Genomic DNA, 24,433 nt, shown 5'->3' on the forward strand with positions numbered 1-24,433 from the left:
ACTTAGGGCCCATTCGGAGCTTCCGGATGGGCCCTAAGTGACCCCGCGTTGTTTTAAGGTGGGGGTATGGACGTCGTCGTGATCGAGACACCCCAGCTTGGGGATCGCAGCTACCTGGTCCACGACGGCTCCGTGGCATTGGTGATTGACCCCCAGCGCGACATCGACCGGGTTGAAACAGCGGCCGTGGCCGCGGGCGTCCGGATCACGCACATCGCCGAAACCCACCTCCACAACGACTACGTCACCGGTGGCCTGGTCCTCGCGGAAAAGCACGGTGCTGTCTATGTGGTCAACGCTGCGGACCACGTCTCTTTTGCACGGACACCGGTGGCGGACGGGGATGTGTTTTCAGTGGGACGCCTCTCGGTGCGGGTGGTCGCAACTCCTGGCCATACCCACACCCACCTGGCGTACGTGGTGCGGGATACAGCGGACGACGGCGGCACGGAGGCCGTCTTTTCCGGCGGCAGCTTGCTGTACGGCTCGGTTGGACGGACGGACCTGGTGGCTCCTGGGGACACGGAGGCCTTGGCCCACGCGCAGTATTCTTCGGTTCGTCGACTGGCGGACTCGGCGCACCCGGAGGCCGCCCTCTATCCAACCCACGGCTTCGGATCGTTCTGTTCCATTGGGCCTGCGAGCCACCAGGATTCATCTACGTTGGCCGAGCAGTCAGCACACAACCACGCCCTGACCGACCCGAGTGAAGAGCACTTCGTAGCGGAGTTGCTGGCGAACATCACGGCCTACCCCGCGTACTACGCCCACATGAGCCCTTTGAATTCCGCTGGTCCTGCGCCCGTGAATCTGGATGTCCCGGAGTCGGTGGAGCCCGCTGAACTGGCCCGTCGGCTGCGCTCCGGCGAGTGGGTGGTGGACCTCCGGCACCGGATTGCTTTCGCGGAGGACCATCTGCAGGGCAGCGTGGCCTTTGAGTACGGCAATGGTTCCAACTTCACCAGCTATCTCGGCTGGGTGATCCCTTGGAATCAGCCACTCACGCTCCTCGGAACACACGATGACGTGGAAAAGGCGATCCGTGACCTGGCGAGGATCGGCATCGAAAGTCCGGATGCCGCCGTCGGTCCCTTACCCGAAACGTTGGCGCCGGGAGCCTCACGGTCCTCCTACCCGCACGGCGACTGGAGCCTCCTATTGAGGGAGCGCGCTCAGGATGACGTTGTGCTGGATGTCCGAAGGCCTGATGAGTTCGAGGCTTCACATGTGCAGGATGCCGTCAACGTGCCCGTCTACGAACTCCTTGGCCGGATGACCGAACTGCCCGAAAGCAGGACCTGGGTGCACTGCGCCACAGGCTACCGGGCCAGTGTTGCTGCGAGTCTCTTGGACCGTGCGGGGCACGACGTGGTGCTCATCGATGCCCGGTTCAAGGATGCTGCCAAAGCTGGTATCCGGCTGGTCCCCTAAGGCGTCAGAACTGCAGGGGCGTCTTGTCCGCGCAGAAATCCAGGTTCCGGTAGACGCTGGAGACCGCAGCTTGGGGATCGTGGGCTTCAAGGGCATCGACCAGTTCGTCGTGGCCTTCGCGCGGGATGCCGTTGAAGCCGTCCGTGCGCTGCTGGCGGAGGAGATCGTTGTGGAAGACGCCCCCAAAGGAAACGTAGAGCTGGTGCAGCAGGGGGTTGCCCGAGGCCAAGGCAACCCGTTCGTGGAATTCCCAGTCCGCGGTGGCCCAGGTGGGGTAGTCCTGGGCGAGCCAGGCATCGTGGCGCAGTGTCAGGAGTCGGCGCATCTCCGCGATGTCCTCAGCCGTGGCGTGTTTGGTTGCCAGCCGGGCAGCCTGCGTATCGAGCCCCAGTCGTACCTCGACGATGTGTTCCTGCGTGTGCTCCTTGTACATCCGCTGGGCTGCCCCGGAGATCTCGCTGTTGGCCCGGACATACGTGCCGTCGCCGCGGCGTACTTCCAACATCCCCGAGTGGGCCAGGGCCTTGACGGCTTCCCGCAGCGTTCCGCGCGAGACACCCAGGGTGGCCATGAGTTCAGGCTCTGCAGGGATACGTTCCTGCAGCGGCCACTCGCCGGTTTTGATCATGTCCCGCAGCTTGGCGGTGATCTCCTCGGCGAGGACCGGGCGATGCGAAGGGGTCAGGGTCATGCCGTCCTCGGTTGGGTCTTCGATGCTGTGCGCTTGCTGGTGAGCAGGTGGCAGGTGACCATGAGCGCCACGGCCACGATGGACAGCAGGCTCAACGGCAACACCCAACCACCGGTGGCGCTGTGGAGCAGTCCCATGCCAAAGGGACCAATTGCCGCAATCAAGTATCCCAGCGATTGGGCGATGGTGGAGAGCGCGGTGGTTTCCGCCGTCGATCCTCCGCTGCGGCTGATGATCACCAGGACCAACGGGAAGATGCCCAGGCCGAAGCCGAACAGAATGGCAGGAACCACGGCCAACGACGTCGGCAACCACAGCATGGTGCCGATGGCCACCAGCGTGGAGCTGCTGGCCAGGTACAAAGCGGGGCGCAGCATGCCGGGGCGGGAGCCGATTGTCAGCAGTATCATGCCTGCCGCGACCGAGACCAACTGCATCACGCCGAACTGCAGGCCGCTCTCGGAAGCGCTGAGCCCCTGGGAGGTGAGGATGTAGGCGAACCAGCTCATGACGGCATAGGCCAGGAAGGCCTGGAAAGTGAAGATCGCGGTGATCAGGAGGCCCAGGCGGGTCTTCAGGAGCGGCCACATGGAAACACGGGGACGATCAGTCTTGGCCGAGTTGCGGTGGCTGTGCAGGACAACCGGGAGGAAGCCGAGCAGGGCGGCGACGCCCAAAAGGCCCCATGCGGCCAAGCCCATTGACGGGGAACCAAGCTGCTGGGCGAGAGGCACGCTGACGGCCGCGGCAAACGTGGCGCCGCCGGACATCGTGAAGGTGTAGACACCGGTCATCATGGAGGTGCGGTCCGAGTAGTGCTCGCGGATGAGCGAGGGCATGGCGACGTTGCACACCGCCAACCCGGACATGGCCAGGACGGTGCCGCCCAGGAGTGCGCCGGTCGCGGGAACTCCGCGGACCAAGAGCCCGGCTGCCAGGAGTGCCAGCGCGATGAAGATGGCCTTTTCAACGCCCACCCGGCGCGTCAGCCAGGAGGTCCCAAGACCGGCAACCGCGAAGCATAGCAAGGGGATGGACGGCAGGATCGAGGCCACCAGGGCGCCATAACCGAGGAACTGCTGCAGTTCATGGAACAGGGCGGCCGCGCTGGTGATCCCGGCGCGCAGGTTCAGGCCAATGAGGACGACGGCGATGACGCCAACCACGACGACGACACGGGACTTGGGTGCCTTGGCGCCGGTGTTCGCTGCGCTCGGGGCGGCACCGGCGGGGGAGATCGTAGGGATGTTTCCTGTCGTCGTGAGTGGAGTCGTCGTAGCCATATCTAAAGGTTAGACGTTTGACGTCTAATGTCTACACTTCTGTGGCGAATCTCTCCGGTAAGCCCATGACTGACGCTTCTGGCGGTGAGACGCCGAGGCGCGTTCCGCCGTCGGGCGCTTTACCGCGGGTTGCGCGACCCCAGGCGCTGGACAGCCAACGCCAGCCACAACTGGACGCGGTCCTGGGTTTGGGAGGGGTCGTAGCCGGTGAGCTCGGTGATCTGGGCCAGCCGGTAGCGGACCGTGTTCCTGTGCAGGGTCAGTGCCTCCGCGACAGCCGCGACTGAGCCGTTGTGGTTCAGGTAGCTCTCGAGGGTGGCCACCAGTTCGGCTCCGTGGGCGGCATCGAATTTGCGCAGGGGAGTGAGGGACTCGCTGGCCATATCCGCCAAGGGCACGTCCTCGCTCGCGAGCAGCAAAGAGGTCAGGCTCAGGCGCTCAGGCTCGTTGACCGGCAAGCCGTGCGCCACGGCGTCGCGCGCTTCGAAATAGCTCCAGCGCAGGCCGTTCGGCTTGGTGTAGGCGCCCCCAATGCCAATCACGGCATGGATGCCGGCCTCTTGCAGGTGGTCGCTGAGGCTCTTGGCAAGGGCAGTGGCCGAGCTGCCGTCATCGTTGATGACGGTGACCAGATCCTTTCCGACGACGGCGCTCACGCCACCTTCCAGCGCCTGGGGCAACGAGATGCTGACCAGTTGCTTGTGGTGTGCCGTGGACTCCGCAACGAGCACCACGTTTTTTCGGGTGCTGTTGATGCCGACCCCGGCCAAACGGCGCGCAGCCTCGATGGTTTCAAGTGTTCCGTGGATGACGTCGTCCAACACCTGGCCGGCCATGGCGCGCTGGGCCTGCCGCTGCTTGACCATGTTGTTGAGCTCGACGCTGATGAGGTTCTGCGCGTAGCTGACGATTCCCGAGTCAATGAACGGCTGCCGCAGCCAGAGCGTGCAGGCGTCCCTGCGGCCGGTGGGGATCGGATAGGAGGCCCAGCCGTCAGCATTTGGTGCCGGTTTCCCGGGAACGCTGTTGTAGAGCTGGGCACTGAATTGGGTGAGCACCACGTCCGTGCGCAGCATGCTGCCGAGCTGTTTGAGGAGCTCGGCCAGGCCACCGCCTGTGAGGAGTGCGCGGGCCAGGATCTGGTGGCCGGCCAGGAGGCGTTCCAGGTTGGAATAATGGTCGGCGGAGTGGGACTCTGCCACGAGCTTTCCGATGGCGATGAAGGGGATCTCGTACGGGACTTCCACCAGGGGGAGCCCCCACCGGTTCGCCTCCGCGATGAGTGCTTCGGGGACGGACTCGTGCGTGAGGCCTATGCCGAAGCCAATTCCCACGGCGCCGGCCCGCTGGACCTGGCGGACGAAGCGCCGCTGGTCGGCCGCGCTCTTGAGCCGCAAGCCCGTGGTCAACACCAGTTCGCCGCCGCTGAGGAAGCGCTGTGGATCCTCCAGTTCGGTCACCGCGACCCAGCTGATGTCCTGGTTCCAGGTGGTCTCGGCAAGGCCGGCCTGCCGGAGTTTCAGGGACGGGACAGCGACGAGCGAAGCAAGGGACAGGGCCATGGTTAAAGCGTAACCCGGTGCTGGTCAAGCGCACTAAGCGCGGTGGCGTTGTGTGTGCAGCTGACTATTCCTTGGACCCCCTCCCTGGCATAGGCTCTGATCAGCTAAAACCCATGCCCAGACACCGAAAGAGGGTTGCACACCGTGGTTCAAACCTTGCAGAACTTCATCAATGGCGAATTCGTCACGCCGGCAGGTACGGGTCTGCTGGACATCGTGAACCCCGCCACCGGGGAAATCGTTGCCAAGTCTCCCATTTCGGTGCAGGCCGATGTGGACGCAGCCATGTCCGCAGCCAGCGAGGCCTTCAAGTCGTGGAAGAAAGCCACCCCGGGCCAGCGCCAGCTCATGCTCCTCAAGCTCGCCGACGCCGTCGAGGCCCACAGCGACGAACTCGTTGAGGCACAGCACCGCAACACCGGACAGGTCCGCTCCCTCATCGCCTCCGAGGAAATCGCTGCCGGTGCAGACCAGCTCCGCTTCTTCGCCGGCGCAGCACGCCTCATGGAAGGCAAGTCCGCAGGCGAGTACTTCGAAGGCCACACCTCCTACGTGCGCCGCGAACCCATCGGCGTCGTAGCCCAGGTTGCCCCGTGGAACTACCCGTTCCTCATGGCCATCTGGAAGATCGGTCCCGCCCTGGCCGCAGGCAACACTGTTGTCCTCAAGCCCTCGGACACCACCCCCGAATCCACCCTGGTGCTGGCCCGCCTGGCCGGTGAAATCTTCCCCGCCGGTGTGCTCAACGTTGTCCTGGGTACCGGCGAAACCGGCGCCATGATGGTTGACCACAAGGTCCCCGGACTGGTGTCCATCACCGGCTCCGTCCGCGCAGGCATCGCCGTCGCAAGCGGCGCAGCCAAGGGCCTCAAGCGTGCCCACCTGGAACTTGGCGGCAAGGCTCCCGCGATCGTGTTCAAGGATGCCGACATCAAGAAGAGCGCAGCGGCCATCGCCGAGTTCGCCTTCTTCAACGCCGGACAGGACTGCACCGCCATCACCCGCGTCCTCATTGAAGATTCGGTTCACGACGACGTCGTGGCAGCCATGGTGGAGCACACCAAGACCCTCCAGACGGGTTCGCAGAATGACGAAGACAACTACTTCGGCCCGCTGAACAACATCAACCACTTCAACGCAGTGACCTCCGTCGTGCAGAACCTGCCGGAGAACTGCAAGATCGTCACCGGCGGACACCGAGCGGGCGAGAAGGGCTTCTTCTTCGAGCCCACCATCATCACCGGTGCCAAGCAGACCGATGACATCGTGCAGAAGGAAACCTTCGGCCCGGTCATCACCGTCCAGAAGTTCAGCACTGAAGAAGAGGCGCTCGAGCTGGCCAACGACGTCGAATACGCCCTGGCGTCCAGCGTCTGGACCACCGACCACGGCACGGCCATGCGCATGAGCCGCGACCTGGACTTCGGTGCGGTCTGGATCAACACCCACATCCTCCTCACGGCAGAGATGCCGCACGGTGGCTTCAAGCAGTCCGGCTACGGCAAGGACCTCTCCATGTACGGCGTCGAGGATTACACGCGCATCAAGCACGTGATGAGTGCATTGGATGCATAGCTCAGTCGCGTAAGAATTTCCCCGTTTTTTAGAAAGGCAAACCCCTCATGACCACCACCGCGAACGAACTCTCGTACCGCATCGAGCAGAAGCGCAACATCAACGGCGCTTTCCCCGGCCCCAAGTCGCAGGCACTGGCTGAGCGCCGCTCCGCCGTCGTTGCTGCCGGCGTCGCCTCTGGCGTTCCCGTCTACGTTGAAGACGCCGACGGCGGCATCATCCGCGACGTCGACGGCAACTCCTTCATCGACCTCGGCTCCGGCATCGCCGTGACCAGCGTCGGCGCCTCCGACCCCGCCGTCGTCGCAGCTGTCCAGGAAGCTGCCGCGCACTTCACGCACACCTGCTTCATGGTGACCCCGTACGAGGGTTACGTAGCAGTTGCCGAGCAGCTCAACCGCCTCACCCCGGGCGATCACGCCAAGCGCACCGTGCTGTTCAACTCCGGCGCCGAAGCCGTGGAGAACGCCATCAAGGTTGCCCGCCTGGCCACCGGCCGCGACGCCGTCGTAGCTTTCGACCACGCCTACCACGGCCGCACCAACCTGACCATGGCGCTCACCGCCAAGGCCATGCCGTACAAGACCAACTTCGGCCCGTTCGCGCCCGAGGTCTACCGCATGCCCATGAGCTACCCGTTCCGTGAAGAGAACCCGGAGATCACAGGTGCCGAGGCAGCCAAGCGCGCCATCACCGCCATCGAGAAGCAGATCGGTGGCGACCAGGTTGCCGCGATCATCATCGAACCCATCCAGGGTGAAGGTGGCTTCATTGTTCCGGCCGAAGGCTTCCTCCCGGCACTGTCCGCCTGGGCAAAGGAAAAGGGCATCGTCTTCATCGCCGACGAGGTCCAGTCCGGCTTCTGCCGCACTGGTGAGTGGTTCGCCGTCGATCACGAAGGTGTTGTCCCGGACATCATCACCATGGCCAAGGGCATCGCCGGTGGCATGCCGCTGTCCGCTATTACCGGCCGCGCCGACCTGCTCGACGCCGTTCACCCGGGCGGCCTCGGCGGCACCTACGGTGGCAACCCGGTTGCCTGTGCAGCAGCACTGGCAGCGATCGACACCATGGAACAGCACGACCTCAACGGCCGCGCACGCCACATTGAAGAACTCGCCCTGGGCAAGCTCCGCGAACTGGCAGCTGAAGTTTCGGTTGTTGGCGACGTCCGTGGCCGTGGCGCCATGCTCGCCATCGAACTGGTCCAGGCCGGCTCGAAGGAACCGAACGCCGAGCTCACCAAGGCCGTTGCTGCCGCCTGCCTCCAGGAAGGCGTCATCATCCTCACCTGTGGCACCTACGGCAACGTCATCCGCCTGCTCCCGCCGCTGGTCATCAGCGACGAACTGCTGATCGACGGCCTCGAGGTCCTGGCGAAGGCCATCAAGGCGAACGCGTAAGTTTCAGCGCTTCACGCACAGAGGCGGGCCGGGGGTTCAATTCCCCCGGCCCGCCTCTTTTTGCCTTGCCACGCCGCCGCGAGTTCGTGGGAACCCGCCCAGTTCGTGGGAGCTTTGCGTGCGATCTCGCACCGTTCCCGCGAACTCGGCGTCGAGTTGGGGGCGTAGGTTCCAGTGAGTGCTCGACGGCGGTGCCCGCCTAGGTGCCGAGCATCAGGTTCTTCTGGTGGCCGTGTCCGTCGAGTTGGACTTCGATGGTGTTGCCGCCGATCAGAGTTGCGCCATCGTCGGCACTGATCATCGTGGTCCACGTGCCGGGAACCGTGATCCGGAGGCTGCTTTGAGTGCGCGAGGGATCGGCCACGGACACCGTGAGCTTCCCGTTGCTCTGGTGGGTGGCAAGGGTGCACGGACCGGAGACCGTGAAGCCCGCCGCACTGCCCGCTGCGAAGAAGGTGGCCAACACCAAGGCCTCCTTTTCCACGCCCAGTACTTGGGCAACCGCCGAGTTGGCCAGCACCTTCACTGAAGGGTTGGCCGATTCCGAGAATGTGGCATCATGCGTTGCAGCGGGCAGCACCATGTACGCATAACCTGAGCCGGCCGGATCATGGCCGTGGTGATGGGTCACTGTGACAAAGTCCCGGGTCACGGGATCTGCGCTCCCTCCGGTGTCCGCCCCGGAGTTGATGTCGTACCAGCTGCCGATCCGGCGCACCATGGCAACGTCGGGGGTGCCCGAAACACCTGGGGCGTCCAGGAAGACGTAGCCACCGTGCCCCTCGATATGCAGGGAACGCTTGAGTGCGACGGGAGCATCGCCCGGAGCCATGCTGCGGTTGCGGGAATCTGTTCTCAACGCAGGTACTGATCCCACGGCGAAGGACCTGTTCTCGATCGTGGTCAGCACGGCGGCGCCGCCCGTCCCGGTGATGGCTGATCCAAGGCACACCACGGCATCGTCAAGGAAGAACCACGATTTCCGCCCGGATAAGGTCTTGTTGTGGTTGAGATGGTCCATGCCGACCACGCCCCAGCGGCCATCGACAGTCAGCCCTCCGGCGAAGGCCTGGTAAGCGCGGGGGATTCCGGTGCCGGCTCCGCCCGCTCCGCTGGCACGGGCCTCGTCATTGACGGTGGTTCCGGGAAGGGCATAGGGGTCCACTGTGGGCCAGAAGTCCGCACTGAACTGTGAGGGGTCCTGGCGGGTGTACACGAAGGTCATGCCGTCGCCCTGGTACCAGCCGAGGTTGTTTTCGCTGTTACCCCATTCGTAGCGGCCAATGCGTTTGGAGGAGAGGTTCACTGTGCAGCCCCACTGTGGACGGTGATGTACCAGGCGGTCCTGGTCAGCGAACATTCGGCTGTACACCGGGGCCGGAGCAGCTGTCACGGAGGCATTGGAGAGAACGGCCAAGGACAGCAGGGATTTGGCCAGGCTCTGCGTCGGGTGGCCCACGAGCCTCTGGTCGGCACAGCGTTCCAGCCACCCCTTCGCCAACGCCAGGAAGCGGGAACGGTAGGGCTCCTCGCATCCGGGAGCCAACAGGAGCACAGCCGAGATCAAGCCGAAGCCGCTGACGTAGTCGGGTTCACGTTGCCGCGAGACAGCCCGCCCGCGGACGGTATCCATGATCCTGCCGTCCCAGACGAAGGGGGCGTACGTGTTCTCCACGGCGTCCAGGAGCACTGACTGCCTGGGATCGTTGATGGCCCACGTGCTTCCACCGAGCATGGCGATGATTTCGGCGATCCCCGCCAGCGCCACCACACCATAAGTCCCGGCATAGGGCAGGTAGCTGTGTTGGACAAAGGAGCCATCGGTGTAGAAACCGTCGCCACTCGTGACGTAGGTAAAAACGCTGTTGGTGCCGCCACGGACGGTGTCGCTCAGGGCGTCACGACCCAAGGCGATCTCGTCTGTGTTGTTGTCCAGGATGCCGCGCATGCAGCAGGCCAGGGATTTGTCTACGCGGTTGGCGCCCGTCTCCGCCAGGGATGTGGCACGACCACGCCAATTCGGGTTTGGGGCGAACCAGCGGACCGCCGCGAGCAGGGATGAACGGAGGGCTTCCGGTACTTCGGCATGCAGCAGGGTCAGGATGTCCACTGTCTTGCGGGGCACGCCGATTTCCCAGAACCACCAGTTGCCCGCTGCGCGCATCCCGGGTTTGTAGGCAGTGTCGTTGAGGAGCTTCAAGCCAGCAACAATGTCGGCGGCCAGCTGGGGATTCCCCGCGTACGGGGTGCCGGCTACGGCGTAGCCCAAGGCCATGTCATAGAGGCGGTTGAAGTGCAGGCCCAGGTTGCTGGTCGCAGTGGCGGACTGTCCGATGCCCGTCAGCGGGAGGTCGCTCCAGAGGGAGGTCCGCACTGGCGCTTTGTCCATGGATGACCACCACTTCTCCGTGGTGGCGCCCATGCCATCGAGTTGTCCGGCAAGTTCCGGAATGTCAGCAGCACTGCGGCCACCTGTGAGCACTTGCCGTCGTCGGGCAATGAGCTCGGGCAGGCCATCCGCAGCAAAAGACGGCCCCGCCTGTGCGAGAAGCGCCCCTGCAAGGGCTGCGGCACCTGCTGTGCGGAAAAGGGTCCTGCGGCTCATGGGTGATCCAATGACGTTCAAAACTGCTCCGTTCAGACTGTTGTGGCGTGGGGATACGGCGGCGGAAGTTTCCGCAACCCTATTTCCGGTTCCCTGGGCCTTCAACGGAAATGAACAGAAGTGCTCAGAACTTGTTGAGAGGCGAGACCGAGTCCCGGATGACGATGTGCGTACCAACGGTGAGGGTGTTGTCAGAGGAGGCGCCGGCGTCGTGCGGTGACTGGGCCAGAGCCAAACGGACGGCCTCGCGCCCCAGTTCTTCGAGCGGTACGCGAACTGTGGTAAGCCGCGGACGCAGCTCGCTGGCGACGGGAACGTCGTCGTAGCCAACCACGGAAATGTCTTGTGGCACCGTGATTCCGCGTTCCTCGAGTGCTTCCAGGATGCCGGCGGCCACAAGGTCGTTCGCCCCGAAAACGGCAGTGAAGTCCAGATTCTGGTCCAGCAACTCCCGCATCCTGCTGTAGCCGAAACCACGGCCGAACGCGCCCTCGTGGACCAGTGCCGGATCCCGCTCGATGCCGCGGGCGTCCAAGGCCCGGTAGAACCCCGCCAGCCGGGACGCGGTGGTGGAAAAATCGCGGGGGCCGCCCACGTAGAGGATCCTGCGGTGGCCCTGGGAGATGAGGTAGTCGGTGATCGCGAAGGCGCCTCCTTCGTTGTCGTAGGTGACCATCTTGGTGGGCACTCCCGCCCCGAGGGACGGCCTGCCACACAGGACCAGTGAAGATCCCGCCGCTGCAAGTGCACGCGCACGGTCGGCCATCTGCTTCCGGTACCGCGGGTCGTCGGATGCCCCACCCACGACTATGACGGCGTCGGTGCGTTGCTCGCGCATGAGGTCCACCAGCGCAAGCTCACGCTCTTTGTCACCATGGGTGGCGGTGATCAGGCACAACCGTCCCTCGGCGCTCGCCTGCCGTTCCACGCCGCGGGCGATGTAGGCGAAGAAGGGATCAGCGACGTCGTTGATGATGATTCCCACCGTCCGGGTGGTGGCGCCGGCCAGAGCACGTGCATGGGCGTTGGCCACGTAACCCAGGTCCGTGACGGAGCGAAGAATCCGTTCCCGCGTGGCTCTTGCCACGGGATAGTTGCCGCTCAGGGCCCTGGACACTGTAGCTACTGACACCCCCGCCGCCTGCGCGACGTCGGCAATCGTGGCGCCGCTGCCGCTGCGGGCATTGGCGGAATTTGTGGGGGAGTTTTTCTCGGTCACTAGGCGATTCTTGCAAGATCCGCGGCCAAAACCGGATAAGCCAGGGGCAAGCCCTCGGTCAATCGGCGAACTTCCATGACCGCTTGGCTGCCCAGACGGTGGATTTCGTTTCCCAAGGCTCCTGCGATGTGCGGAGTCAAAACCACATTGGGCAGGGCGTGCAGCACTGAGCCGGCGGGGAGGGGCTCGGGGTCGGTGACGTCGAGATAGGCATCGAGCCGCCCCGAAACGAGCTCCCGGGTCAGTGCGGCTGCGTCGATCAAGACGCCCCGGGCGGTGTTGATGACCAAGGTGCCGTCCTTCATCAGGCCGAGCTCCTTCGCCCCGATGATGCCACGCGTTTCGGCAATGTCCGGGGCATGGACGCTGACGACGTCGGACAGCATGCAGAGCTGGGCCAGGCCGACGGATTCGACACCCAGGGCAGCGGCCTCGACGGCGTCGAGGTAGGGGTCGTAGACCAGGACCCGTGCGTCGAGGTTCTTCAGGAGACCGATCACCAGGCGTCCCACGCGTGACGCACCAACCAGGCCTATGGTTACGCCGTTGGTTCCGATGGTGGGGAATCCGGCGGAGTTGCGGGATCCGCCGGTGGTGCGCAGCTGCTCGCTGAATCGCCGGGCTCTTTTGAGGCCCATGATGATTGCCGCAAAGGTGAACTCGGCCACCGGCACCGCATTGGCCGCGGCCGAGGACGACACTTGTATTCCGCGCTCGTGGACCTCAGGGGACAGGAACGTCTTGACCGTTCCGGCCGCGTGGACGATGGTGCGCAGCCGCGGCAGCCGGTCCAGGACCCAGCCGTCGATGACGGGAGCGCCCCAACCAGTAATGAGGAGCTCAGCATCTCCAAGCAACCCGAAGGCGCCTGGTTCAGAGAAATTGGCGACGGGATCGGAATCGAGCAGCGTGACCATCCCGCGCAGCCGGGCAAGGTCCTCTGTGCTGAACAGGGCGGACAGATTGTTCCTGCCCATCACGAAAGCAGCCTTCATGGGGCCGGCGTGCTGGAGATTGGTGGTCACTGCGGGTTTCCGTCCATTGGTGGTAGGGAAAATCTATAGAAAGCGCTTGCTATTTTGAGTCAGCCTAGAGGCGGTACTGAAAGACTGTCAATCCCACTTTCCCCGCAAGTCCGAAGAAAAGCAGTGTTGTTGACATCACATTATTTCTATAGGTAGCTTGTCTCCCATAGTAAACGCTTACTATTTCAGCCGATGGTTGCTCAACAGCGCCGGGCCACTCCACATCCGCCGTCCACTGGCGCAGACAGAGGAAATACATGAGCAGCAACAGCCAAACACTCTCGCCCCAGGCGACGCACGACGTCGGCGGGCCGGCGACGGCGGCGGAAGGCCGCCGTCGTAACCGCCCTCCTGCGGGACCCGACGCGGGGCCGAGCCGCAAGAGAACCCTCATGGCACGCATCCGACGCGACAAAGTGATGTTGCTGCTGATCGCACCGGGCTTCCTGTACTTCGTGGTGTTCCACTACATCCCTCTCGCCGGCAACATCATCGCGTTCCTCGACTACAAGCCCTACCTGGGTTTCGTGGACAGCGTGTGGGTGGGGCTGGACAACTTCGCGGCCATGTTCCAGGACGGTGCCTTTTGGGAAGCCCTCCGGAACACCCTGGTGATCACCGGGCTCCAGCTGGCCCTGTTCTTCCCGGTCCCCATCTGCCTGGCGCTGCTGCTGAACAGCATCGTGTCCAACAGGATCCGAAAGTTCGTGCAGAGTGTGGTGTACCTGCCCCACTTCATCGGCTGGGTCATTATTGTGGCCGTCTTCTCGGAGGTCCTCGGTGCCACGGGCGCCGTCCCGCATCTCCTGGAAAACCTGGGACTCCCGCGCTTCGACGCCATGACCACGCCCGAGTTCTTCCCCTTCCTGGTGACCATCCAATCCATCTGGAAGGACGCAGGCTGGGGGACCATCATCTTCCTTGCCGCGCTGATGAATGTGGACCAGGAGCTTTACGAGGCCGCGGCCGTGGACGGAGCGAACGCCCGGCACCGGCTATGGCACATCACCATCCCGGGCATCATGCCGGTGATCATCCTGCTGCTCATCCTCAACCTCGGCAGCATCCTCTCAGTGGGCTTCGAACAGATCGTCCTGCAACGCGACAACGTGGGCCCCGGCGCCGGCGAGGTGCTGGACACCTACGTCTACTTCCACGGCATCCAGGACGGGCAATGGGGTCCGGCGGCCGCGGTGGGGCTCGTAAAGGGAATCGTTGGGCTGATCCTGGTGCTCGGCGCGAACAAACTGGCCCATCTCTTCGGACAGGAAGGTGTCTATTCCAATGGCAAATCCAAGTAGCACGCTGGTGGCAGGCATGGGCCGTCGTGGGAGCCGTTCGGTGAAAAAGGACACCCGTCCTGTCTGGATGGAAAAGCCCAAGCCGGTGGTCCAGGTATCCAAAGCCATCGCACTGGTGGTGATCTGCTTCCTGGCGCTGTACCCGCTGCTGGCTGTACTGGCGACGAGCCTTTCCAGTCAAAGCGAGATCGCCAACAACAACGGCCTGGTCTTGTTTCCCAAGGAACCCACGTTCGCCGCCTACCAAACGATCTTCGCCGGTGGCGTAGTGACCGATGCCCTGGCCCGCTCCTTGCTGATCACCACGATTGGAACTGCCCTGTCCTTGGTTGTCACGGTGGCCATGGCGTATGGCCTTACCCGTCGTGACCTTGTGGGCGGCCGCTTCTTTCTCATGACCGCTCTGTTCACCATGCTTTTCAGCCCCGGGATCATTCCCAGCTTCCTCATGGTCAAGGAACTGGGGCTGCTGGACAATTACGCAGCCTTGGTCCTGCCCACGCTGATGAGCGCCTTCAACCTGGTGGTGGTCCGGTCCTTCTTCATGAACCTGCCCAACGAACTGTTCGAAGCCGCCAAGATCGACGGCGCCGGCGACTTCCGGATCCTGGTCCAGATGGTGTTGCCGTTGTCACGAGGCGTGCTGGCCGTCGTCGGGCTCTTTTACGCGGTGGGCTACTGGAACGCCTTCTTCAACGCCATGCTCTACCTGAACGATGACAAGTGGCCGCTGTCCATGATCCTGCGCCAGTACGTGTTGCTCGGCCAACCCATGGGCGACTCCGCAGTAGCCGAGATCGCGGTGCCGTCGCAGGCGATCCAGATGGCCGTCGTCGTGATTTCGCTGATCCCGATCGTGATCGTCTTCCCGTTCCTCCAGCGGTACTTCACCAAGGGCGTCCTCACCGGCGCCATCAAAGGCTAAGCAAACTCTCTACTCTCGAAAGGGAATCCCATGAACGCAGTCCCGACTCCCGGCCCCAGCCGCCGGAGCTTCCTTTCCGTGGCGGGTATCGGCGCCCTTGCACTGTTCAGCGGCGGGGCCTTGGCCGGTTGCGGGCAGCGCACCACCAACGTCGCCTCCAACGCCAGCGAGGCGTTGCTCCCCACGCATATGCCCCTCAAAGCGGCCGCTGCAGACATCGCCGGCACCGCTGAAGGCGTCCCGGCTGCCTTTTACAAGTACCCGACGCCGTTTCGGAGCGTGGAGAAAGCACCCCTGAGCGGTGGCAAGATCACGGCCATTACCAACCTGTTCGGCACTGCACCCAACGCCCGTGCAGACAATCCCGCCTGGCAGGCCATTGAAGCCCGCCTGGGTGGACAGGTGGAAATCACCTCTGTCTCCTCGGACGACTACGCCACCAAGTTCAACACGATCATTGCCGGGGGCGAGCTGCCGGACCTCATGTTGAACGACGGCGCCGCGGTGCCCAACATCGTGGAATTCCTGCAGGCCAAATGCGCGGACCTGACGCCGCTGCTTGGTGGCGACAAGGTCAAGGACTATCCCAACCTCGCCGCCATCCCGGAGGTTTTCTGGAAGCAGACAGTACAGGCCGGCAAACTCTACTCCCTGCCCATCCCGCGCAACCTCACTGGCGGCTCCGGATTCGTCAACCAGACGCTGCTGGAGAATGTCGGGGTCAAAGCCACCGAGGACATCAAGGACAAAGACGATTTTTACCGGGTGGCCAAGGAACTGACCAATCCTGCCAAAAACCAATGGGCGCTGGGCAGCACCAAGTTCGGTCTCACGATGCTCCACCATATGTTCCGCACGCCGAACGTCTGGAAGAACGAAGGCGGCAAACTCACCCGGGCGTTCGAGACCGACGAATACATGGCGGCGATCGAATTCGCAGCCAAGCTCTACAAGGACGGGATGTATGTCCCGGGCTCTGAAGGGTGGACCAAGTCCCAGATGGTGAACTCGTTCATCTCCGGAAAAGTGGCCTTGATCTACGACGGCCTGCCCGCCTACATCGGGCCCACGGGCTATGGCCGTAGCGTCCCCGCGGCGAACAAGGCCAACAAGGCTGTCCCGTTCATCCCGGTGGGCCACGACGGCGGCAAGGCCCAGACCTGGCTGGACAACATTACCTTCGGCACCGTGATGCTGAAAAAGGCGGACGAAGCCAAACTCAAGGAAGTTCTGGCCGTAGCCAATTTCCTCGCGGCACCATTTGGCAGCGAAGAATACTTGCTGCTCAACTACGGGGCAGAAGGGGCGGACTACACCCTCGATGCCAACGGCAACCCCGTGGTGACCGAGCGGGCCTTGCTGGATAACGCCGTGCCGTGGAAGTACCTCGCGGCACCCCAGCAAGTGGTGTACGACCCCAGCAACAAGGACATCGTGGATGTCATGCACAACGCCTATTCCAAGCTCATACCGCTCGGGGTCGAGGACCCCTGCGGCACCCTGTTCAGCCCGACCAACGCCAGCAAGGGGGCGAAGCTGGGCCAGCCCGTTTCGGACGCTGCCACGGCTGTCATCGCTGGACGCGGGACCATGGACGCGCTCAAGAGTGCCGTGGCGGACTGGAAGAAGAACGGCGGCGACACCATCCGCGGCGAATACGAATCAGCCCTGGCCAAGTAAGCAGCGGAACAACCCCAAGGATCCAACACCGTGACTCAGCCCCTCCCGGTAAACCAGCCCTGGCTCCCCGAACCACAGACCACTCTTTCCCCGTTCACCGGCTGGACCCGCAGCCACTGGGAAGCCACGGCCGACCATTGGTTGGAACATATCCGGACTTACTCCAGCCCGCTCAAAGCAAGTCCAAGACTCCCGGGTCGGGTAACACGCGACGGCGAGCGCCGGGAAGGCATGGAAACCATAGGCCGGAGCCTGCTGATGGCGGCGCCCCGCATTGCCGGGGCCCGTGGGCAGGATCGGTTGGGGTTGGCTGAGTGGTACCGGGAGGCGCTGCTGGCCGGCACCGATCCGGAAGGTACCGAACGTTGGCCCATGGGTGTCACCTGCAAGACCCCATTGCTGGGGGTGACCAACTCGATCGTGGAGGCCGCGAACATCGCGTTCTCACTGCACGTTGCCAGGGAGTGGCTGTGGGAGCCCCTGGCTGACGGGGAGAAGAAGCAGGTGGCCGACTGGTTGCGGCACCACGCCCGGCTTGAGGTGTGGGGGAACAATTGGCAGCTTTTCCCGGCAATGGCCGAGGGTTTCCTGAGATCGGTGGGCGAGGACGTCTCCGGCTGCACGGGGGCGCGGAATGTGGCCCGGGTGGAGTCCTGGTACCTGGGTGATGGCTGGTATACGGACGGGCCGGAGCACGCAATCGATTACTACAACGCATGGGCGATCCACCCCTATTTGTGGGCTTGGTACACGATGACCGGCAGGGAGGGCACTCCTGAGGGGCAGCGTCATTTGGAACGGCTGCGGGAGTTCGTGGGCACTCAGAGCCTCATGTTTGCCAGTGATGGAGCCGTGCTGCACGTCGGGCGATCCCTGGCGTACCGTACTGCAGTCCTGGCTGCCTTGTGGTGTGCGGAAATTTCGGGAGTGAATCCGTTGACGCCGAGGGCTACCCGGCGCTTGGCGTCCGGTGTGCTGGCCAACTTCACAGCGAAGGGCGTCGGAGTAGACGGCCCGCCGAACCTGGGCTGGTATGACGAACACCTGGGATCCTGCCAGCCGTACAGCGGTTTTGGGTCCCCGTATCTGGCCGGTATTGGCTTCCTGGGCTTGGCTCTCCCACCGGAGCACAGGGTGTGGCAGGACGTGGAGGAGCCGCAACCCACGGATGGGCCCGTCGTCGTACGTTCTTTGCCTGATGTCGGATGGACAGTGAGCAGCGATGGCGGGTTGGTCCGGCTCACCAACCACGGCAGCGATCATTGCGGCTTGCCTGTTGACGGCGGCACGGACCCCGATGATCCGCATTACGCCAAGTTCTCCTACTCCACCCACACCGCGCCCGGAACGGGTCCGGCGTGGGAGGAAAACATCGACGGGCACCTGGCGTTGTTGGGCTCTGACGGCGTAGCGAGCCGGCGTTGTGCCCTGCGCGCCGCCCGCACGCAGGGAACGGTCAGCGGCTCGGTCCACGTCCCGCAGCTGTACGGTAAGGCGCTGCCCGGAACCGCGGTCACTACGGTGTCCGTGGTGGACGGTATCCATGAGGTTCGCTGTCATCTCGTCACCGGGCCGGCGGAGTTTTCCGTGCGTGAAGGCGGGCATGCGGTCGCGGGAGCGGCCCGAGTGCACGCGGGAACCACGCTGGACACTGCGTGGGTCAGCAATGGCGATGTCTTTGCCGCTGTGACAGCCCTGCACGGCTGGCAGGGGCGCGATACCACCCACTACACGGGTGCCAATGCCATGGGTGAGCACTCCGCAGTGCCAAGCCTGTCGGCTCAACGCGCGGTTGTCGAAACGGTCCACGTTGCCCTGCACACCCTCACCCGAGGCCCGGCTCCGGCGCCTGAAGCGCTCAAGGCGGCTGCCGTCGTCGTGGTTTCCGGTACGGAAGTCTCCGTCACATGGGCTTCAGGTACTTCGCAGTCGTTCGACCTGCGTACTTTCGTTCCATGGGACGGGCAGGTGGGAAAGTGATTGACCTTAAGTACGGCGCGTCCGGGCAAGGACGGCGGGACGACGCTGCCATGTGCCGGTTCCGGAGCCACCGGGTGGGGCAGTTCATCCACTGGGGTCTCTACTCGCTGCCGGCCGGGAGGTGGGAAGGGAAGGACGTCGAATTCGCGGCCGAGTTCCTGCCGCGCGTAGCGAAGATCCCTCAACAACGATGGGAGGCGCTCGCCAACGACTTCACACTGGCGGATTTCGACGCCGACCGGTGGGCTGACACGGCCGTGGCTCTCGGTGCCCGCTACATGACCATCACCACCAAGCATCACGACGGCTTTTGCCTGTGGCCGAGCGCCCACACGGACTTCCACATGGGAAATACGCCGTCGGGCCGGGACGTTCTGGGTGAATTGGTGGCCGCCTATGAAGCACGCGGGATCGACGTCAACTTCTACTATTCAGTGCTCGACTGGCGGCACCCGGACTGGCGCTACACGGTGGAGAACGACGGCGATCGGGCGGCTTTTGCCCGCTACCTCGACTTTGCAATGAATCAGCTGGAAGAACTGGCGGACCGTTACCCCGGCGTGAAGGGATTCTGGTTCGACGGCACCTGGGACGAATCCGTGAAGGCCAACGGGTGGTGGACCTGGGAAGTCGAACGGATGCTGAAGGAGCGCCTTCCCGGCGTGGTGGTCAACAGCCGCCTGAGGGCCGATGATTTCGGCTCCCGGCACGTCGATTCCAATGGCCTGTTGATGGGCGACTACGAGAGCGGCTATGAGCGCAGGTTGCCCGCCCCCTGGGATGTTGCTGTGGCTTCCCGCGACTGGGAAGCCTGCATGACCATTCCGCAGGCCAGTTGGGGATACCACCAAGGCCCCTGGGCGCAGTCGACGCTCAAACACCCCTGGGACGTGGTGGACATGATGGCCCACTGCACGTCCTTGGGTGGCAACTTCCTGCTGAATTTCGGGCCCCGCGGTGACGGCTCCATGGCTCCGGCAGAGGTGGAGATTGCCTCGCGGGTGGGGGAGTGGCTCGCCGTGAACGGGGAAGCCATTTATGGGTGCGGCTATGCAGAGGGCTGGAAGTACCCGGGTTGGGGCTACTACACCCGGAATGGGGACACCGGACAGGTGTACGCAGTCGTGACGCGGATTCCGGCGTCGGGAAGGGTCCGCGTAGAGGTGCCCGGCGGACGGGAAGTGGCCGGGCTGCGATTGCTGGGCTCTCGCTCCATTTCCGGTCAGGACGTGGAGGAGGGCCCGGGCGGTGTGCTGGGGTCCGCGGCTCCGGCGGGCTACGGCGGATATCCGTTCAAGAGGCTGGCCGAGTCCGTGGTGGAGGTGGAGCTGGCGGCGGGCCCGGGTGCGGACGCTGCTTCAGGAACAGGGATGCCAGGCGCTGGGGCCGTTGCAGGCATTGGACCGCTGGTTTTCGCCTTGGAAACCCGTGCCCTCGACGTCTCCGGCCGCGAAAGGGAACCCAATCCGGACGTGCTCGACTAGGGCCCGGCGTCGAAATCGCGGGAAAGCTGCGAATCCGCCGGAAAGTTCCGGGGGTTTTGGCAGCGTTCCCGCGATTTCGCGCGAGGGTTCAGGCGTCGGGAGTCAGGCCTCGACGGCGGCCAGCCGCGCCTGCTTCTTCAGCGCCGAGTTCTTCCTGGTGGTCCGCAGCATGTCAATGGTCAGCAGGACCAGGGCCAGCCAGACCACGCAGAAGCCGATCCAGCGGGCAGCGGTCATGGTTTCGTGGAATACAAGCAGTGCCACAACAAACTGGAGGATGGGGGCAAAGTACTGGAGCAGGCCGATCGTGGTCATCGGCAGGCGGCGTGCGGAGGCGCCGAAGAAGAGGAGGGGCACGGCAGTGATGACGCCTGAGGCCACCAGCAGCCAGAAGTGTCCGGCGCCCATGGTTGTAAGGGTTTCAGCACCAGCAACACCCAGGACCACCATGGTGATGGCTGCGAAGGGAGCCAGCACCATGGTCTCGACACTGAGGCTGGTGAGGGCATCGACCTTGGGGCCAACCCGCTTCTTCACAAAGCCGTAAAGGCCAAAGCTGAAGGCCAGGATCAGGGCGATCCACGGGAGTTGCCCGTAGGAGAACGTCAGGACACCCACGGCAACGAAGCCAATGCCCACCGCTGTCCACTGCAGGGGGCGAAGCTTCTCTTTGAGGACGAAGACCCCTAAGAGGACCGAGACCAGCGGGTTGATGAAGTAGCCCAGCGAGGTTTCGACGGCGTGGCCGGTGGTGACGCCGAAGGTGTACGTGAGCCAGTTGATGGCGATCAGGGCTGCAGCCAGCGCCAGGGGGCCGAAGACGCTGGGGTCCCTCAGTGCGGTACCGAAAATCCGCCAGGACCGGGTGATGGTGATCAGCAGTGCACAGAAGATCAGGGACCAGACAACGCGGTTGGCCACGATTTCGATCGCGCCGGCGGGCATGAGGATGAAGAAGTAGAGGGGGAGCAGGCCCCACAACCCGTACGCGCCGATGCCAAACAGGATTCCCGCCGTCGACTCGCTCCGCACGGGCTTGCCGGCGCCCCCGGCGCCTCGCTTGGTTACGCCGCTGGTTCCGTCGCCTCCGCTCCCGGCTACCGCCGTCGTTGGCTGGTTCGAAGGGGAGCCTGAAATGATCTGATCCGGAGTCGACACATTCTGGCCAACACCGGCGTTCCCCGCAATATTCCGCAATCTTTGTGTATTTTTGTGACTCCTGCCATATAAGCGGCCCGGTGTGGGGCCGACACCTAGAATTGAAATCTGCGCGCCACCAACAGCGGCGTGGCTCACTGCTTCGGAAGGGCTCACGGTGTCAGACTCAGCCGCAACCAATCGTCCGCTTCGCGTCGCCATTGTGGGTGCCGGTCCCGCCGGTGTTTACGCCGCGGATATCCTCACCAAGTCCAACGAGGTTAAAGACGGGCACGTGGAAGTGAGCATCGACCTCTTCGAGGCGTATCCCGCGCCGTACGGGCTGATTCGATACGGTGTAGCGCCGGACCATCCCCGCATCAAGGGCATCGTGAACGCCTTGCACAAGGTGCTGGACCGCGGCGACATCCGCTTTCTGGGCAACGTGACCTACGGCAGGGACCTGACCCTCCACGACTTCCGCGCCTTCTATGACGCCGTGATCTTCTCCACCGGAGCCATCAAGGACGCGGACCTGAACATTCCCGGCATTGGGCTGGAAGGCTCCTTTGGCGGCGCGGACTTTGTCTCCTGGTACGACGGACACCCGGACGTGGCCCGCGATTGGCCGCTCGAAGCCAAGGAAATCGCGGTGATCGGCAATGGCAACGTCGCCTTGGACGTTGCGCGCATGCTGGTCAAGCACCCCGAAGAACTGCTTGTCACCGAGATTCCGGACAACGTGTACCAGGGGTTGAAGAGCTCGCCCGTGACCGACGTCCACGTTTTCGGCCGGCGCGGGCCTGCCCAGGTCAAGTTCACGCCCTTGGAACTGCGCGAACTCTCGCACTGCAAGGACGTGGACATCGTCCTGTACCCGGAGGATTTCGAGTTCGACGAGGCCTCGGACGAAGCAATCCGGACAAACAACCAGATCAAGACCATGGTCAACACCATGACCAACTGGCTGGTGGAGGAGCACGCTGAAGCCGAGCAGCCCTCGTCCCGCCGCCTGCACCTGCACTTCCTGCACAGCCCCGTGGAGATCCTCGACTCACCCGAGGCGCCGGGCAAGGTTGCGGCGATGAAGTTTGAGCGGATGGAGCTGGATGGCACCGGCAACGTCAAGGGAACCGGGGAGTTCCTCGAATACCCGGTCCAGTCGGTCTACCGCGCCATCGGCTACCACGGCTCGCCGCTGGAGGAGCTGCCGTACGACGCCCGCCGCGGCGTCATTCCGAACGACGGCGGCCGCGTCCTGGGTGCCGACGGGGAACCCGTGCCGGGAATCTACGCCACCGGCTGGATCAAGCGCGGACCGGTGGGGTTGATCGGGCACACCAAGGGCGATGCACTGGAAACCATCGGCTGCCTCCTCGAGGACCGTTTGAACCTGCCCCCGGCCGAGAACCCGGACCCGCAGGCCATCATCGACCTCCTGGAAGAACGCGGCATCGAATACACCACGTGGGAAGGCTGGAACCGGCTGGACGCGCACGAAGCTGCCCTCGGCGCTGAATGGTCCGCGGCCTCCGCAGCCTCCGAAGACGGGAACGGCGTGGTCCGCGAGCGCATCAAGGTTGTCCCGCGCGAGGAAATGATCCGGATCTCCCGCCCCTGACCTCCGGAGTTTTTGTACAGCTAATGCGCTTATTCGGGCGCCTTAGGGTCATTAGCTGTACAAAAACTCCATCCGGCGAACTAGACTCTTCGGTACTGTGCCGCCCACCACACGCGTTGCCCACCACGCGAGGCCATAACGCACAGAACCCAGGGGAGTTCGAGTGAGGAATCCAATCCACCCGGTGGTTCCCGGCACTGACGCCGCGGAGCTGCTGCAGAAGCGTGCCCTGGCCGGCCACGAACATTTGGAGGCCTGGCGCGCCGGAACCGCCGATGACATCGCCGGAATCAGGCGTCTCGTCCATGAGTCGTGGCAACGTTCGGCCAACTTGAAGGCCAACCCCGACGTACCGGAAGCGCCCCTGGCCATGGACCGGGATGAGCTGGAGGATTACAGGCGGCAGCACCCTTTGGCCACCATCATGCCCGTGATCAAGAAGCTGCTGGTCCAGCCGAGCCATGACAGCGGACTGCTGGTGGCCGTCGGCGACGACGTCGGGCGGCTTCTGTGGGTGGATGGCGACCCCGTGATGCAACGCCGCGCCGAAGGCATGATGTTCGTCGCCGGCGCCGACTGGTCCGAAGCCTCCGTGGGCACCAGCGCTCCGGGCACGGCCTTGGCCCTTGACCGCAGCATCCAGATCTCCGGGGCCGAGCATTTCAAACGGTCGGTCCATCCCTGGAGCTGCACCGCGGTTCCTTTCCACGATCCCGACTCCGGCGCAGTATTGGGCGTCGTGGACATCACCGGCACCGAAACAGCCGTCGCACCGCACACGCTCTCGCTCGTGGAAGCAACGGTCGCTGCCGCCCAGGCACAGTTGCGCATCGAACGCTTGCAGCTCGCCGCGGCAGTCCGCGACAAACCACGACGCCGGAGCGCAGCAGCCACGGGCGGCCAGGCTTTGTACCGCAACAGCCTCCAGCTGCTGGGGCGCGACCAGGCACTGCTCAGCATCGATGGCCGGACAGTCTCCTTGTCAGCGCGCCACAGCGAGATCCTGGCCATCCTCGGCAACCATCCGGATGGATTGAGCGCTGACGATCTGTGCGCCCAGCTTTACCCTGGCGAGGGATCGTCCGTGACTCTCCGCGCCGAGATGGTCCGCCTCCGTAAGGTGATCCAGGAACTCAGCCCTGACGCTGTCCCCGAGTCGCGGCCGTACCGGCTGCCCGTCGAGTTGCTTCCCGATTCCGGCCAGGTCCTGAGCTGCCTGCAGCGCGGCGCCCACCGCATAGCCTTGGAAATCTACAAAGGTGCGCTTTTGCCGCGATCGGAGGCGCCCGGCGTCGTGCAGTTGCGCGAGCGGGTCTCGCATCTGTTGCGGGAGGCGCTGCTCAGCGACGGCGGCGTCGATTCGCTGCTCAAGTACGCGGAACTGCCGGAGGCGAAGTACGACGTCGACCTCCGCCTTGCGGTCCTGAAGCTGCTGCCGCCCCGCTCACCCAAGCGCGCCGCGGTGGTGGCCGACCTTGAACGGATCGATGCTGAGTTGAAATCGTGAGCTG

General features: G+C 64.0%; 17 protein-coding genes. 10 read left to right on the top strand and 7 right to left on the bottom strand.

From position 1 onward, the window contains the following. The first annotated feature begins 66 nt into the window (after nt 1-66). Entirely contained in the window at nt 67-1,431 is a 1,365-nt protein-coding gene (locus ACFVSI_RS19970) for a rhodanese-like domain-containing protein (RefSeq protein WP_387827580.1), read from the top strand. Between the two features lie 4 nt (nt 1,432-1,435). On the opposite strand, the gene ACFVSI_RS19975 is transcribed toward ACFVSI_RS19970, so the two are convergent. From ACFVSI_RS19975 to ACFVSI_RS19985, 3 genes are all read right to left on the bottom strand, one after another. Next, nucleotides 1,436-2,122: a FadR/GntR family transcriptional regulator gene (locus ACFVSI_RS19975; RefSeq protein WP_387827583.1), complete on the bottom strand. Its 687-nt coding sequence runs from the start codon at nt 2,120-2,122 to the stop codon at nt 1,436-1,438. After that, complete coding sequence (locus ACFVSI_RS19980) at nt 2,119-3,405, bottom strand: MFS transporter (protein WP_274261884.1); 1,287 nt, start codon at nt 3,403-3,405, stop codon at nt 2,119-2,121. Before ACFVSI_RS19980 ends, ACFVSI_RS19975 begins: the two co-directional genes overlap by 4 nt. A gap of 119 nt (nt 3,406-3,524) precedes the next feature. Beyond that, nucleotides 3,525-4,967 carry a PucR family transcriptional regulator gene (locus ACFVSI_RS19985; RefSeq protein WP_144659303.1) on the bottom strand — a complete coding sequence of 481 codons (1,443 nt, stop codon included), beginning with the start codon at nt 4,965-4,967 and terminating at the stop codon, nt 3,525-3,527. A gap of 144 nt (nt 4,968-5,111) precedes the next feature. On the opposite strand from ACFVSI_RS19985, the gene ACFVSI_RS19990 reads away from it, so the two are divergent. Together ACFVSI_RS19990 and gabT are read left to right on the top strand one after the other, a co-directional pair. Continuing rightward, a complete protein-coding gene (locus ACFVSI_RS19990) occupies nt 5,112-6,542 on the top strand; it encodes a gamma-aminobutyraldehyde dehydrogenase (RefSeq protein WP_387827586.1) in 1,431 nt (476 codons plus the stop codon). Between the two features lie 47 nt (nt 6,543-6,589). Next, nucleotides 6,590-7,945, top strand: a complete 1,356-nt coding sequence (gene gabT, locus ACFVSI_RS19995; protein WP_387827589.1) for a 4-aminobutyrate--2-oxoglutarate transaminase — start codon at nt 6,590-6,592, stop codon at nt 7,943-7,945. A 199-nt stretch (nt 7,946-8,144) separates the two neighbouring features. Here the strand turns inward: gabT and ACFVSI_RS20000 are convergent, their stop codons facing one another. The 3 genes from ACFVSI_RS20000 to ACFVSI_RS20010 all read right to left on the bottom strand — a co-directional run bounded on the left by ACFVSI_RS20000 (nt 8,145) and on the right by ACFVSI_RS20010 (nt 12,794). Next, entirely contained in the window at nt 8,145-10,550 is a 2,406-nt protein-coding gene (locus ACFVSI_RS20000; RefSeq protein ID WP_387827591.1) for a polysaccharide lyase 8 family protein, read from the bottom strand. 124 nt (nt 10,551-10,674) lie between these two features. Then, nucleotides 10,675-11,769 carry a LacI family DNA-binding transcriptional regulator gene (locus ACFVSI_RS20005; protein ID WP_387827594.1) on the bottom strand — a complete coding sequence of 365 codons (1,095 nt, stop codon included), beginning with the start codon at nt 11,767-11,769 and terminating at the stop codon, nt 10,675-10,677. After that, the gene (locus tag ACFVSI_RS20010) at nt 11,769-12,794 is read right to left on the bottom strand and encodes a hydroxyacid dehydrogenase (RefSeq protein WP_387827596.1); all 1,026 of its coding nucleotides are present in this window, start codon (nt 12,792-12,794) and stop codon (nt 11,769-11,771) included. The genes ACFVSI_RS20005 and ACFVSI_RS20010 overlap by 1 nt, the downstream gene beginning before the upstream one ends. A 257-nt stretch (nt 12,795-13,051) precedes the next feature. On the opposite strand from ACFVSI_RS20010, the gene ACFVSI_RS20015 reads away from it, so the two are divergent. From ACFVSI_RS20015 to ACFVSI_RS20035, 5 genes are read left to right on the top strand one after another with little or no spacing between them, the layout of a single operon-like run. Beyond that, nucleotides 13,052-14,095 (top strand): ABC transporter permease, encoded by a 1,044-nt coding sequence (locus ACFVSI_RS20015; protein ID WP_387827598.1) that lies wholly within the window; start codon nt 13,052-13,054, stop codon nt 14,093-14,095. Beyond that, complete coding sequence (locus ACFVSI_RS20020) at nt 14,079-15,020, top strand: carbohydrate ABC transporter permease (protein WP_387827601.1); 942 nt, start codon at nt 14,079-14,081, stop codon at nt 15,018-15,020. The genes ACFVSI_RS20015 and ACFVSI_RS20020 overlap by 17 nt, the downstream gene beginning before the upstream one ends. A 30-nt stretch (nt 15,021-15,050) precedes the next feature. After that, nucleotides 15,051-16,700, top strand: a complete 1,650-nt coding sequence (locus ACFVSI_RS20025; RefSeq protein ID WP_387827604.1) for an extracellular solute-binding protein — start codon at nt 15,051-15,053, stop codon at nt 16,698-16,700. A gap of 30 nt (nt 16,701-16,730) precedes the next feature. Then, the gene (locus tag ACFVSI_RS20030; RefSeq protein ID WP_387827606.1) at nt 16,731-18,680 is read left to right on the top strand and encodes a DUF2264 domain-containing protein; all 1,950 of its coding nucleotides are present in this window, start codon (nt 16,731-16,733) and stop codon (nt 18,678-18,680) included. Then, nucleotides 18,677-20,164, top strand: coding sequence for an alpha-L-fucosidase (locus ACFVSI_RS20035; RefSeq protein ID WP_387827608.1), 1,488 nt, complete (start codon nt 18,677-18,679; stop codon nt 20,162-20,164). Before ACFVSI_RS20030 ends, ACFVSI_RS20035 begins: the two co-directional genes overlap by 4 nt. Before the next feature lie 102 nt (nt 20,165-20,266). Here the strand turns inward: ACFVSI_RS20035 and rarD are convergent, their stop codons facing one another. Beyond that, the gene (rarD, locus tag ACFVSI_RS20040; RefSeq protein WP_387827611.1) at nt 20,267-21,361 is read right to left on the bottom strand and encodes an EamA family transporter RarD; all 1,095 of its coding nucleotides are present in this window, start codon (nt 21,359-21,361) and stop codon (nt 20,267-20,269) included. 118 nt (nt 21,362-21,479) lie between these two features. On the opposite strand from rarD, the gene ACFVSI_RS20045 reads away from it, so the two are divergent. Next, entirely contained in the window at nt 21,480-22,922 is a 1,443-nt protein-coding gene (locus ACFVSI_RS20045; protein ID WP_387827613.1) for an FAD-dependent oxidoreductase, read from the top strand. A gap of 163 nt (nt 22,923-23,085) precedes the next feature. Further along, nucleotides 23,086-24,429 (top strand): GAF domain-containing protein, encoded by a 1,344-nt coding sequence (locus ACFVSI_RS20050; protein WP_387827615.1) that lies wholly within the window; start codon nt 23,086-23,088, stop codon nt 24,427-24,429. Nucleotides 24,430-24,433 lie beyond the last annotated feature (4 nt).

Origin of the sequence: Paenarthrobacter sp. NPDC057981 (assembly GCF_042886835.1) — a bacterium.
GTDB lineage: Bacteria > Actinomycetota > Actinomycetes > Actinomycetales > Micrococcaceae > Arthrobacter.